The sequence below is a fragment of the Nocardioides sp. CPCC 206347 genome (genome assembly GCF_048654605.1).
In the GTDB taxonomy this organism is placed as follows: Bacteria; Actinomycetota; Actinomycetes; order Propionibacteriales; family Nocardioidaceae; genus Nocardioides.
Window position 1 is genome coordinate 316613 of the sequence record NZ_JBMCYZ010000004.1, and the last position, 12583, is coordinate 329195.

The 12583-nt window shown below is 68.8% G+C and carries 11 protein-coding genes and 2 tRNA genes; 10 read left to right on the top strand and 3 right to left on the bottom strand.

The features are described 5' to 3' along the window. The first annotated feature begins 93 nt into the window (after positions 1-93). From gyrB to ACOACQ_RS15885, 7 genes are all read left to right on the top strand, one after another. On the top strand, positions 94-2184 hold the full coding sequence (gene gyrB / locus ACOACQ_RS15855; protein WP_378596909.1) for a DNA topoisomerase (ATP-hydrolyzing) subunit B: 2091 nt from the start codon (positions 94-96) through the stop codon (positions 2182-2184). A gap of 51 nt (positions 2185-2235) precedes the next feature. After that, entirely contained in the window at positions 2236-4854 is a 2619-nt protein-coding gene (gene gyrA / locus ACOACQ_RS15860) for a DNA gyrase subunit A (RefSeq protein WP_420288735.1), read from the top strand. Beyond that, complete coding sequence (locus ACOACQ_RS15865) at positions 4854-5363, top strand: DUF3566 domain-containing protein (RefSeq protein ID WP_378596907.1); 510 nt, start codon at positions 4854-4856, stop codon at positions 5361-5363. Before gyrA ends, ACOACQ_RS15865 begins: the two co-directional genes overlap by 1 nt. Before the next feature lie 100 nt (positions 5364-5463). Then, a tRNA-Ile gene (locus ACOACQ_RS15870) sits at positions 5464-5537 on the top strand. Between the two features lie 58 nt (positions 5538-5595). After that, positions 5596-5721: a DLW-39 family protein gene (locus ACOACQ_RS15875; protein WP_235531065.1), complete on the top strand. Its 126-nt coding sequence runs from the start codon at positions 5596-5598 to the stop codon at positions 5719-5721. A gap of 57 nt (positions 5722-5778) precedes the next feature. After that, positions 5779-5851: transfer RNA gene (locus tag ACOACQ_RS15880), tRNA-Ala, on the top strand. Between the two features lie 81 nt (positions 5852-5932). Then, positions 5933-6982 (top strand): hypothetical protein, encoded by a 1050-nt coding sequence (locus tag ACOACQ_RS15885; RefSeq protein ID WP_420288736.1) that lies wholly within the window; start codon positions 5933-5935, stop codon positions 6980-6982. Between the two features lie 57 nt (positions 6983-7039). Here ACOACQ_RS15885 and ACOACQ_RS15890 read toward each other — a convergent pair whose 3' ends face one another. Then, complete coding sequence (locus tag ACOACQ_RS15890; RefSeq protein WP_378596309.1) at positions 7040-7753, bottom strand: flavodoxin family protein; 714 nt, start codon at positions 7751-7753, stop codon at positions 7040-7042. A 52-nt stretch (positions 7754-7805) separates the two neighbouring features. On the opposite strand from ACOACQ_RS15890, the gene egtB reads away from it, so the two are divergent. From egtB to ACOACQ_RS15905, 3 genes are read left to right on the top strand one after another with little or no spacing between them, the layout of a single operon-like run. After that, the gene (gene egtB / locus ACOACQ_RS15895; RefSeq protein ID WP_420288737.1) at positions 7806-9083 is read left to right on the top strand and encodes an ergothioneine biosynthesis protein EgtB; all 1278 of its coding nucleotides are present in this window, start codon (positions 7806-7808) and stop codon (positions 9081-9083) included. After that, positions 9080-10057 (top strand): L-histidine N(alpha)-methyltransferase, encoded by a 978-nt coding sequence (egtD, locus tag ACOACQ_RS15900; RefSeq protein ID WP_378596312.1) that lies wholly within the window; start codon positions 9080-9082, stop codon positions 10055-10057. Before egtB ends, egtD begins: the two co-directional genes overlap by 4 nt. A gap of 45 nt (positions 10058-10102) precedes the next feature. Next, positions 10103-11047, top strand: coding sequence for a hypothetical protein (locus ACOACQ_RS15905; protein WP_420288738.1), 945 nt, complete (start codon positions 10103-10105; stop codon positions 11045-11047). Position 11048: 1 nt separating this feature from the next. On the opposite strand, the gene ACOACQ_RS15910 is transcribed toward ACOACQ_RS15905, so the two are convergent. Further along, the gene (locus ACOACQ_RS15910; RefSeq protein WP_420288739.1) at positions 11049-11822 is read right to left on the bottom strand and encodes a sterol desaturase family protein; all 774 of its coding nucleotides are present in this window, start codon (positions 11820-11822) and stop codon (positions 11049-11051) included. Next, the gene (locus ACOACQ_RS15915) at positions 11819-12544 is read right to left on the bottom strand and encodes a FadR/GntR family transcriptional regulator (RefSeq protein ID WP_420288740.1); all 726 of its coding nucleotides are present in this window, start codon (positions 12542-12544) and stop codon (positions 11819-11821) included. Before ACOACQ_RS15915 ends, ACOACQ_RS15910 begins: the two co-directional genes overlap by 4 nt. Between the last annotated feature and the right edge of the window lie 39 nt (positions 12545-12583).

The following is a 12583-nucleotide window of genomic DNA, read 5'->3' on the forward strand; positions in this document are numbered from 1 at the left end:
ATCTGGCCGGGAACGCGTCACCTGTGTGCACGACTCGGCCTTCGCCATGCCTCCGGCATGGCGGTGAAGAGGTCCAGCCAGAAGAGGTCCTGCGTGTCCAACGACAACCAGCCCGTGTCCGCGGTTCCCGCCGATGAGGTCGAGTACGACGCCTCGGCAATCCAGGTGCTGGAGGGGCTCGAAGCCGTCCGCAAGCGCCCCGGCATGTACATCGGTTCGACCGGTGAGCGCGGCCTGCACCACCTGATCTGGGAGATCGTGGACAACGCGGTCGACGAGGCGCTGGCCGGCTACTGCGACACGATCAACATCACGTTGAACGCCGACGGCTCGATCAGCGTGATCGACAACGGCCGCGGCATCCCGACCGACACCGCACCCGGCCAGGACCTGCCGGCGGCGACGCTGGCCCTGACCGTCCTGCACGCCGGCGGCAAGTTCGGTGGCGGCGGCTACAAGGTCTCCGGCGGTCTGCACGGCGTCGGTTCGTCGGTCGTCAACGCGCTCTCGACGCACCTGCACCTGGAGGTGAAGAACCGCGGCTACCTCTGGGAGCAGGAGTTCTCCCTCGGCGTACCCGACTATCCCCTGCGCCAGGTCCGCCCCCTCGAGGACGGCGAGAGCACCGGCACCACCGTCACGTGGTGGGCCTCCCCCGACATCTTCGAGACGACCGACTACAGCCTCGAGACGATCGCGACCCGCTTCCGCGAGATGGCCTTCCTGAACAAGGGCCTCAAGATCGTGCTCGTCGACGCCCGGCCCAAGGCCGAGGAGCTGGCCGACGCGGTGGAGGACGGCACGGTCGAGGTGGAGGGCGTGGCTGCTGCCGCGACCGAGATCCACGCGACCGAGGTCGACGGCCACAAGGCCCTGGAGCAGGTCTTCCAGTACGAGCGCGGCCTGGCCGACTACGTCGACTTCCTCAACCGTCGCAAGACGGTCGTCGGCTCGATCATCGACTTCGATGCCGAGACCCCGGTCGACGCGAACAACCCGATGAGCCTCGAGCTCGCGATGCAGTGGCAGACGACGTCGTACAACGAGTCGGTCCACACCTTCGCGAACACCATCAACACCCCCGAGGGTGGCACCCACGAAGAGGGCTTCCGCGCTGCACTCACCACGCTCATCAACAAGTGGGGTGAGGAGTGGGGAATGATCAAGAAGAAGGAAGATCGCCTCACCGGTGACGACATCCGCGAGGGCCTGACCGCGATCATCAGCCTCAAGATCTCCGAGCCCCAGTTCGAGGGCCAGACCAAGGCCAAGCTCGGCAACACCGAGGCCAAGGGCTTCGTCCAGTCGATCGTCAACGACCGCCTCGGCGCGTGGCTCGAGCAGAACCCGAGCGACGGCAAGGAGATCATCCGCAAGGCGCAGGCCGCGGCGACTGCCCGGATCGCCGCCCGCAAGGCGCGCGACCTGGCCCGCGGCCGCAAGGGCCTGCTCGGCAACGGCAGCCTGCCCGGCAAGCTGTCGGACTGCCAGTCGACGAACCCCGCCGAGTGCGAGGTCTTCATCGTCGAGGGTGACTCCGCCGGTGGCTCGGCGCGCCAGGGTCGCGACCCGCGCATCCAGGCGATCCTCCCGATCCGCGGAAAGATCCTGAACGTCGAGAAGGCGCGCATCGACAAGGTGCTCGGCAACGCCGAGGTCCAGTCGATCATCTCCGCCCTCGGCACGGGCATCCACGAGGAGTTCAACGAGGACAAGCTGCGCTACCACAAGGTCGTGCTGATGGCGGACGCCGATGTCGACGGCCACCACATCAACACCCTGCTGCTCACGCTGCTGTTCCGCTTCATGAAGCCGCTCATCGAGCACGGCTACGTCTACATGGCCCAGCCGCCGCTCTACCGGCTGCGCTGGAACAAGCCGCACGAGCACGAGTTCGTCTATTCCGACCATGAGCGCGACTCGCTGATGGCCGACGGCCTGAGCAAGGGCAAGAAGCTCCCCAAGGAGAACCCGGTCCAGCGCTACAAGGGTCTCGGCGAGATGAACGCCAAGGAGCTGTGGGAGACCACGATGGACCCCGACCAGCGCCTCATGCTGCAGGTGACGCTCGACGACGCGGCCCAGGCCGACGAGATCTTCTCGATCCTGATGGGCGAGGACGTCGAGCAGCGTCGTTCCTTCATCCAGCGCAACGCCAAGGACGTCCGATTCCTCGATATCTAGAACTCTCGCGGTTTTCTTAGATATCGATAGACGACGCCAGAAAGACCAATCGTGACTGAGACTCCCACTCCCCTCGGCGGCCGGATCGAGCCGATCGAGCTGCAGACCTCCATGCAGCGCGCCTACATCGACTACGCCATGGCCGTCATCGTCGGCCGGGCGCTGCCCGACGTGCGCGACGGCCTCAAGCCCGTGCACCGCCGCGTCCTCTACGCCATGTACGACGGCGGGTACCGCCCCGATCGCGGCTTCTCCAAGTGCTCGCGCGTCGTCGGTGACGTCATGGGCCAGTACCACCCGCACGGCGACACGGCGATCTACGACACCCTCGTCCGGCTCGCCCAGCCGTGGGTGATGCGCGCGCCGTTGATCAACGGCCAGGGCAACTTCGGTTCGCCGGGCAACGACTCCGCCGCAGCCATGCGGTACACCGAGTGCCGGATGGCGCCGCTGGCGCTGGAGATGGTCCGCGACATCGAGAAGGAGACCGTCGACTTCCAGCCGAACTACGACGGTCGGTCCGCCGAGCCCGTCGTCCTCCCGGCCCGGTTCCCGAACCTGCTGGTCAACGGCTCCGCCGGCATCGCGGTCGGCATGGCCACCAGCATCCCGCCGCACAACCTGCGTGAGGTCGCGGCCGGCGCGACCTGGGCGCTCGAGCACCCGGACGCCACCCGCGAGGAGCTCCAGGAGGCGCTGCTCGAGCGGATCAAGGGCCCCGACTTCCCCAACGGTGCGCTGATCGTCGGCACCACCGGCATCGAGCAGGCGTACCGCACCGGTCGTGGCTCGATCACCCAGCGTGCGGTGATCGAGGTCGACGAGGACAGCAAGGGCAGGACCTGCCTGGTCATCACCGAGCTGCCCTACATGGTGAACCCGGACAACCTGGCGCTGAAGATCGCCGAGCTCGCCGACTCCGGCAAGGTGCAGGGCATCAGCGACGTCCGCGACGACACCTCGGACCGCACCGGCCAGCGCCTGGTGGTCGTGCTCAAGCGCGACGCCGTCGCCCGCGTCGTGCTCAACAACCTGCTCAAGCACACCGAGCTGCAGACCAACTTCAGCGCCAACATGCTGGCACTGGTCGACGGCGTTCCGCGCACGCTGACGATCGACCAGTTCATCAGCAACTGGGTGACCCACCAGATCGAGGTCATCCGACGTCGTACGGAGTACGAGCTCCGCAAGGCCGAGGAGCGCGCCCACATCCTGCGCGGCCTGGTCAAGGCGCTCGACATGCTCGACGAGGTGATCGCCCTCATCCGGCGCTCCCCCGACGCCAACGAGGCCCGCACCGGCCTGATGGCGCTGCTCGACGTCGACGAGGTCCAGGCCGAGGCCATCCTCGGCATGCAGCTGCGCCAGCTGGCGGCGCTGCAGCGCCAGAAGATCATCGACGACCTGGCCGAGATCGAGATCGAGATCGCCGACTACAAGGACATCCTCGCCAACGTCGGCCGCCAGCGGCAGATCGTCATCGACGAGCTCGGCGAGATCGTCGAGAAGTACGGCAACGACCGCCGCTCGCAGATCATCGCGGCCGACGGCGACCTGTCGATGGAGGACCTGATCCCCGACGAGGAGCTCGTCGTCTCCATCACCCGCGGCGGCTACGCCAAGCGGACCCTTGCCAGCCAGTACCGCACCCAGAAGCGTGGCGGGAAGGGCGTTCGTGGCGCCTCGCTGCGCGGTGACGACGTCGTCGAGCACTTCATCTCGACGACCAACCACCACTGGTTGCTGTTCTTCACGACCGCCGGCCGGGTCTACCGCACCAAGGCGTACAACCTGCCCGAGGCGTCGCGCGACGCCAAGGGCGGCCACGTCGCCGGACTGCTGTCGTTCCAGCCGGACGAGTCGATCGCCCAGGTGCTCGCGATCCGGGACTACGAGCAGGCGCCGTACCTCGTCCTCGCGACGCGACGCGGCCTGGTCAAGAAGACCCGCCTCGGGGACTACAACAGCCCCCGCCAGGCCGGCGTCATCGCGATCAACTTCCGCGAGGACGACGACGAGCTGATCGGGGCCGAGCTGGTCAACAGCGAGGACCACATCCTGCTGGTGTCCCGCAAGGGACAGGCGATCCGATTCCCCGCGGACGACTCGCAGCTGCGGCCGATGGGCCGGGCCACGTCCGGTGTCACGGGCATGAAGTTCCGCTCGGGCGACGCACTGCTGTCCATGGCGGTGATCCGGGCGGCCGACGTGGCGCACGAGGAGTCCGACGCCGATGTCCAGTACGTCTTCACGATCACCGACGCCGGCAAGGCCAAGCGGACCCGGATCTCCGAGTACCGCCTCCAGTCGCGCGGCGGCCTCGGCATCAAGGCGATGACCCTGACCAACGAGGACCGCGGTTCGCTGGTCGGCGCGTTCATCGTGATCGACGGCGACGGGATCCTCTCCATCACTGCCACCGGCCAGGTCGTGCGCAGCCCGATCAACGAGGACTTCCGGGTCACCGGCCGGTCCACGCAGGGCGTCAACTTCGTCACCCCGAAGAAGGGCGACTCGGTTGCGGTCGTCGCTCGATCGGTCGAGGCGAAGGAGCTGGACGAGGAGGGTGCGGGCGAGGAGGCCGACGCCTCCGCGCCGGCGACGGAATCGCCCGATCAGGCTCCGGATGCCACAATCGAAGGATCCGAATCCGGAGAGAGTGAGAGCTGATGACCGAGCGCATCGATGACACGGCGAGCCGCACCGCCTTTGCAGCGGCGCCGGGCGCAGGTCAGTCGGCGCGCGCTCCGATGCCGCAGGCGACACCGGCCGCTGCGGCGGCCGGGGCCGCCGCACGGGGGCGTGCTCCGCGTCGCGCACGGCTGCGCCTGACGCGGATCGACCCCTGGTCGGTCATGAAGACGGCGTTCCTGTTGTCGATCGCGTTCGCCGTCGTCACCGTGGTCTCGGTCGCGATGGTGTGGCAGGTCCTCGGCGCTGCGGGCGTCTGGGACTCGATCAACTCCACGATCCAGGAGAGCATCGGCGGTGAGGACGTCGCCGGGTTCCGGATCGAGGACTACGTCGGCACCAGCCGCGTGCTCGGCTTCACCATGCTCGTGGCAGCCATCGACGTCGTACTCATCACCGCGACGGCGACGCTCACCGCGTTCCTCTACAACATGGCCGCAGCCCTGCTGGGCGGCATCGAGATCACCCTCGCCGAGGACCCGCACTGATCCACCGCACACCGCGTTTTGTTCGGTGATCCAGTGCTCCGGTAAGGTTCCTTCTCGGTCTGCTGCGGAGGGGCTTCCACCCAGAAGCAGCAGGCCACCCGGGCCTATAGCTCAGACGGTTAGAGCACCACACTGATAATGTGGGGGTCAGAGGTTCAAGTCCTCTTAGGCCCACAAGTTGCCCCGGCTGCGGACACGCAGACCGGGGCTTCTTCGAAAAAGGAGTGGACCAGTGAAGAAGCTGATTCTCGCAGCGCTCGCCGCTGCCGGAGCCGTGTTCGCACGCAAGAAGCTCCAGGAGAGCAAGGCGGAGCAGGCCCTGTGGGCCGAGGCCACCGACACCCTCCCCAAGAACTGAACAACCCGACCGGAGGTCGAGGAGGTTGCCCAGCAACCGTCTCGAGACCCCCGGCCAGGGGCCTTAGCTCAGCTGGTAGAGCGCTGCCTTTGCAAGGCAGATGTCAGGAGTTCGAATCTCCTAGGCTCCACCGATGAAACCGCAGCTCATGCTGCGGTTTCTTCTCGTTGTGGGGTTTGTCGGGACCGGACCGGGGGGAGGGTCGCCATCCATGAACCTCTCTGGAGTCCGGCGTGCTCCCCTCGCCGTACTGGTGGCCTGCGTGGTCCTGGCCGTCGCGGGCTGCAACGACCAGGACCGGTCTGGCGGACCCGGAGGGGAATCGCGGCACGAACCGACCAGTCCCAGCGCCGCGACCTCGGACGCTGCTGTCGACGAGCAGGCGATGCACGCCCCGGTCGACACGTGTGCGCTGCTCTCCGCCGACGACCAGGTCGAGGTGATCGGCGCCGAGAAGGTGACGGGTGTCGGTGCGGAGATGGATCCCACAGACGCACGACTGGCCCGCTGTGTCGTCGCCGGCAACGACGGCGTCGCACTCATCTACTACGGCTTCAGCCAGGTTCCCGGCCGGAAGTTCGCCGCTGACCTTCGTAGTGCGGCCGAGTTCCGGGGAAAGCTGATACCCCTCGCTGGTGTGGGCGACGAGGCGCTCTACGTGCGCGGCTCGAAGTACGGCTTCGACGCGTGGGCACGCGAGGGTGACTATGCGGTGTTCGTCGGCTCGGGGTGGTTCCAGGGCTCTCCGGCAACCGTCCAGGAGCTCCTCACCAGGTTGCTCGACCAGGCGACTCCGGGAATGCACGAGCATCCGATCCAGGTTCCGCGCGCCTGCCCGTCGCCGCGCTCGAAGATGGTCACGGCGGCGGTCGGCGAGGTGAAGTACGCCACCGGGCATGACAACGACGAGGCCGGGCTCCTCTGCACGTACGCCGGAAAGCGGGTGCGGGTGTCACTGGCCGCTGGGCGCAGCACCCGGAAGGAGGTGGCCGACAGCTACGACCGGTTGAAGGCAGCCCCGAAGTTCGGCGACGACGAGTCGGTGGAGTTCAGGATCGTGCCCGATGCACTGACCGTCCTCGAACCGTCCGTGTACGGACCGTGGGCCAATACCTATGCGTCCAAGCCGCCGGCATTGATCCGGGTCTCGATGAATGAGTCGATTGACCCGACGGGCGGGCGGGACATCAGGTTCTCCCAGGCCGACTTCCGCCGCGTCAACGAGGCATGGGTGCGCAACCGGCTCGCCGCGTTGCGCTAGGTGCGTTTCGAGCCAGGTGCGTTCGAGGGTGACGCGCAGGTGGGGGCCACGCCGGCGTCAGCGGTACTCGGGGTTCTCGTGGTCGAACCGGGCACCGGCGTCCCAGGCCGAGCGCTGGTTGCCGTACGCCGGGATCCCGCCGGCCTGCTTGAGCATCCGTGCCAGGTGCAGCAGGTTCCAGGTCATGAACGTGGTGTTGCGGTTGGTGAAGTCGTTCTCGGGGCCGCCGCTGCCGGGGTCGAGGTACGACGGCCCCGGCCCGGCTTCGCCGATCCACCCGGCGTCGGCCTGCGGCGGGATCGTGTAGCCGAGGTGCTGGAGCGAGTAGAGGATGTTCATCGCGCAGTGCTTGACCCCGTCCTCGTTGCCGGTGATCAGGCAGCCGCCGACCCGCCCGTAGTAGGCGTACTGCCCGCGATCGTTGAGGTCGGCGCTGCCGCCGTACAACCGCTCGATGACCTGCTTCATGACGCTGCTGTTGTCGCCCAGCCAGATCGGTCCGGCGAGGACCAGGATGTCGCTGGCCATCACCGTGCGGTGGATGTCCGGCCACGCGTCGACCTCCCAGCCGCGCTCGCGCATGTCCGTGTAGACACCGGTCGCGATCGGGTGGTCGACGGCACGGAACTTGTCGACGGTGACGCCGTGCTTGCGCATGATGGCGGCGCTCACGTCGACGAGTCCCTCGGTGTGGCTGAGGTCGGGTGACCGCTTCAGGGTGCAGTTGATGAAGGTGGCCCGCAGGTCACTGAAGTCGTAGCTCTCGGACATCCGACCAGCATGGACCCTTCGGTTTGTCGGTGCACTCTCCTAGGCTCAAGTCATGACTGCTGGACAGTGGACTGCAGACTCGATCCTTCAGCGGTACGACGAGGTCCGCTCCCACACCGAAAGGCTCGCGGCACCGCTCTCGCCCGAGGACCAGACGGTCCAGTCGATGCCCGACGTCTCGCCGACCAAGTGGCACCGCGCGCACGTGACGTGGTTCTTCGAGACGTTCCTGCTGGCGGACAACGAGGCGGGCTTCGCGCCGTACCAGGACACGTACTGGTTCCTCTTCAACAGCTACTACGAGGCGGTGGGTCCTCGCTATGCGCGCGCCGAGCGCGGCGTGATCAGTCGCCCCGGGGCCCATGACGTCGGGGTCTACCGCAGCAACGTCGATGACCGGGTGCGCACGCTGGTCGACGCCCTCGACCAGGGCAGCATCGACAAGCTGGCCGCCACCATCGAGCTCGGCTTCCACCACGAGCAGCAGCACCAGGAGCTGTTGTTGATGGACATCAAGCACGTGCTGTCCCTCAACCCGCTGCAGCCGGTCTACGCGGGCGCACCTGCAGCGACCGCGTCCTCCGACCAGCTCGGCTGGGTCGAGATCGAGGGCGGGCTGGTCGAGATCGGCCACTCCGGCAGCGGATTCTCCTTCGACAACGAGCTCCCCGAGCACCGCGTGCACCTCGAGCCGTACCGGCTGGCCGACCGGTTGGTCACCAACGAGGAGTGGCTCGCGTTCATGGCCGACGGCGGCTACCAGCGTCCGGAGCTGTGGCTCTCCGACGGCTGGGCGGGACTCGACAAGGTCGACCAGCGCAACAACGCGCCCTTCTACTGGCAGCAGGTCGACGGGGTCTGGTTCGAGCACACCCTGAACGGCACCTGGCCGGTCAACCCGGGCCTGCCCGTGAGCCACGTCAGCCACTACGAGGCGGACGCCTATGCGACGTGGGCGGGCAAGCGGCTGCCGACGGAGGCGGAGTGGGAGCACGGCGTCTCCGTCGCCGGGGACGTCGAGGCCGTCGGCCGCCCCGACACGTGGCACCCGCAGGCAGCCGGCCCGGCCACCGGCCGGCTCCGCCAGGTCGGCGGCGACTGCTGGGAGTGGACCTCTTCGGCCTACCTCCCCTACCCCGGCTTCCATCCGGCCGCCGGGGCCATCGGCGAGTACAACGGGAAGTTCATGTCGAACCAGATGGTCCTTCGGGGCGGGTGCGCGTTGACGTCGCCCGACCACGCCCGCGTGACGTACCGCAACTTCTTCCCGCCAGGTGCCCGCTGGGCGCTCAGCGGGGTGCGCCTCGCCGACGGGGGCGTGCCGGCATGAGCGAACGACTCGAGCCCGAGCTGGCGGTGCTGCTGGACCCCGACTGGGCCAGCGGCAGCCTCGTCGACGACGTACGCCGTGGCCTGACCCGGCACCCGCGGACCCTCCCCCCGAGGTGGTTGTACGACGACCACGGGTCGGCCCTGTTCGACCAGATCACCCGGCAGCCCGAGTACTACCCGTTCAACGCCGAGCGGGCGATCCTCGAGGCGCACGCCGACGAGATCGTGGCCGCCAGCGGTGCGACCGCGCTCGTCGAGCTCGGCAGCGGCACCAGCGAGAAGACGCGGCTGCTGCTCGACGCGTTCACCCGCACCGGCCAGCTGACGCGCTTCTCCCCCGTCGACGTCTCCGAGGGGACCCTGCGCGAGGCAGCCGCGCAGATCGCCGATGCCTATCCCGGCCTGGAGGTCGCGGGTGTGGTCGGTGACTTCACGCTGCACCTGTCCCACCTGCCCGAAGGCGGTCGGCGGATGGTGGCCTTCCTGGGCGGCACGATCGGCAACCTGTACCTCGAGGAGCGCAAGGCGTTCCTCAGCATCCTCGCCGACCTGCTGGAGCCCGGGGACTCCCTGCTCCTCGGCACGGACCTGGTCAAGAGCACCGACCGGTTGATCGCCGCCTATCACGACGCGGCCGGCGTGACCGAGGACTTCATCCGCAACTCCCTCACGGTCATCAACCGCCAGCTCGGCGCCGACTTCGACCAGTCGGGGTTCACCTACATCCCGTTCTGGGACGCCCACATGGAGCGGATCGACATGCGGCTGCGCTCCGAGGTCCCGCAACGCGTCACGGTTCCCGGTGCCCTGGTGCTCGACCTGGACGTGGGTGAGGAGATCCGGGTGGAGATCTCGACCAAGTTCCGGATCAGCAAGGTGGCCGCCGAGCTGGAGGCCGCGGGCCTCGTGGTCGGTCGGGTCTGGACCGATGAACCCGGCGACTTCGCTCTGACGCTCGCGACCAAGCCCTGATCCGGCGCCGGGCGTGGCAAGATCAGCGCCGTGATGGGCGTGCGGATGGGTGCAGCGCTGGCCGGGCTTGCCCTGCTGACCGCCTGCAGTGGTGACCCGAAACCGGTCTACCAGGACGCACCCGCGCCGGCCGCCGTCGTGTCGCAGTACGACGAATCGCTGGAACCCTCGGCCGCCGTACTCGCCCTGGTGCCGGCCGACGCCACCACCGTGATGGTGACGGACTTCGACCAGCTACGCCTCGTGCTGGGCTTCGGGTCCCTGGCCAGGGACAGTGCGCCGACCGAGCGCGACGAGTTCTGGGCCGAGGTCCCGCGCACGGCAGCGCTGTCGCGTGGCATGTTGCGCCCGTTCGAGGCTCGCCTGCGCGACGACTTCGGCATCAGCCAGGACGACGTCGCGTGGGAAGCCACCTACGCCGGCGCCGACGGGACCGGCTGGGTGCTGGCCTTCCGGCCGACGACCGCGATGGCCGCCGTGTCGCGCGCGGTGCAGGCCGGCGTCGGTCCGCTCAAGGGCGCGTCGGTCGACACCGCCCGCCGCCTGGTCACCTCGGCCGCGGCGCCGGACGTCGCGGATTCCTGGGGTGCCGAGCCGACGTTGGTCGCCCTGTCCGGACGCGAAGCCGTGTCGACGTACGTCACGCGCGGTTGTCTCGACTTCGACACCGTCTTCGGCGCCGGGATGGAAGCCCAGCTGGCGGCCGCACCTGCCGCCGCGCTCGGGTCCCTCGACGAGCTCGACGGGTTCGCCGTGGCGCTCGGTACCGAGCTCGCCACGGTCCTGTTGGGTGACGACCGCTCCGATGCCTTCGAGCGCGCTCGCCTCGCCGAGGTGATGCCGCCGACCGATCCCGAGTTCCCGCTCGCGATGAGCCGCCCCGTGGCCGACCCGTCGACCGGCCGGCTCGGCTACACGCTGAGCAACCCGGCGGCCGCCGCCGAGCTCACCCGGACCCAGCACCTGCCGTTCGCCGTCTGCCGCGGCTAGTTCAGCGCCCCAGGTCGTGCAGGCGCTGCACGGTCGGCGAGGTCGGGACGCTGCTCGGCTCGGGCGCCGTACCGAAGAGCCGGTCCGCCGTACCCGCGGAGGTGACGGTGAACCAGTAGTGCTCGCTCTTGTAGTGGTGCAGGCGGTGGTTGCGCCAGATCTTGCGGTAGTACGCCGACTTCGGCCGGTAGTCGCTGTGCAGCAGGTAGTGCGTCCACTCGTAGCCGGACATCAGCGTGTAGATGGCGATCAGCAGCGAGAACATGGCGCTCGGGTCGGGTGTCGTCACCCAGGCGAGCGCGGTGTACGCGGGCGCCAGCCACAGCTGGGCCTGCCACGGGATGAAGACGAGCGGGATCTCGCGCGGGTTGGCGTGGTGGGCGCGGTGCTTGCGGGCGAGCAGCGGGTCCAGGGTCAGGCCGGCGAGCTTCCGCGGCCGCCAGTGCAGGATGAAGACGTGGACCAGCCACTCCACCACGGGCAGGATCGCGACCAGCCCCAGCGGGATCGCGAGCTCCCACCAGGAACCGCCACCGTCGCGGCCGGCCAGCACGCGGCCGGTGATCGCCGCAACCAGGCAGGTGCTGAGCAGGTACGGGCTCGGGTGCTTCCAGTACTCCCGGAACACCTCCCCCGGGCTGAGGTTGGTACGACGACCGGTGGCCTTGTCGCCGACGATCAACCGGGCTTCGTCGGCATCGACCCGCTGGGCCGCGAGGGTGGATCTCGAGACGGTCGCTGCGCGACCTCCTCGATCAGCGGAACGCGGGCTCACAGGTCGTCTCCGCTCAACGCGGCCAGCGCACCGAGCAACGAGCTCGCCGTCGGGGTGAGGACACGGGTCGCGGCGGCGCGGGCGGTGGCCGGGTCGCCGGCCCGGATCGCGGCGGCCAGCAGGCGGTAGGGCTCGACCTGTCCGACCTCGTCGGCGAGCACGGCCGCGAGGGCCGGGAGGGCGGGCTCGTAGGCCGCGCGGAGGCTGTTGTACATGAGCCGGAAGACCAGGGAGTCGGCTCCGTCGACGAGCAGGTCCCAGTAGTCGAGGGCGAGGCGCTGCCAGGTGATCGCGTCGTCGGTGGCCGCCAGGTCCTGGACGACGGCGTCGAGCGCCACCGCCAGTGCCGGGCCTCCGCGTTCCGCAGCCAGCGCCGCGATGCCGGGGCCGACCTCGGCGCGGGCCTCGACGACGCTGCGCGCGATGGCCGCGTCGAGGCGCCCGCCGCGCACCAGGAGCTTCGGGAGGAGGTCCAGTCCGGCGGACTTCCGGAAGTCTCGGACCGTGGTGGCGCCGCCGTGGCGGACCTCGACCAGGCCGGTCTGTCCGATCCGCTGGAGCGCCTCGCGGACCGCGGGGCGGGAGATGCCGAGCACCTCGGCCAGTCGGCGTTCGCTCGGGAGGGCTTCGCCGACCGCGATCTCGCCGTCGACGACGTCGTCGACCAGCTGGTCGAAGACCTGATCGGACACGGAGCGGCGGGTGACGGGTCGCAGGGCCATGGCAGGACCGTAAGCCGGATGTGGCCAGCTGGTCAAGTG

What these genes read in the sequence shown, in the direction of transcription:
- ACOACQ_RS15915 (WP_420288740.1), bottom strand. Translation starts at nt 12,544, where the DNA reads ATGGCCCTGCGACCCGTCACCCGCCGCTCCGTGTCCGATCAGGTCTTC.
- ACOACQ_RS15885 (WP_420288736.1), top strand. Translation starts at nt 5,933, where the DNA reads ATGAACCTCTCTGGAGTCCGGCGTGCTCCCCTCGCCGTACTGGTGGCC.
- ACOACQ_RS15905 (WP_420288738.1), top strand. Translation starts at nt 10,103, where the DNA reads ATGGGTGCAGCGCTGGCCGGGCTTGCCCTGCTGACCGCCTGCAGTGGT.
- egtD (WP_378596312.1), top strand. Translation starts at nt 9,080, where the DNA reads ATGAGCGAACGACTCGAGCCCGAGCTGGCGGTGCTGCTGGACCCCGAC.
- ACOACQ_RS15890 (WP_378596309.1), bottom strand. Translation starts at nt 7,753, where the DNA reads ATGTCCGAGAGCTACGACTTCAGTGACCTGCGGGCCACCTTCATCAAC.
- egtB (WP_420288737.1), top strand. Translation starts at nt 7,806, where the DNA reads ATGACTGCTGGACAGTGGACTGCAGACTCGATCCTTCAGCGGTACGAC.
- ACOACQ_RS15865 (WP_378596907.1), top strand. Translation starts at nt 4,854, where the DNA reads ATGACCGAGCGCATCGATGACACGGCGAGCCGCACCGCCTTTGCAGCG.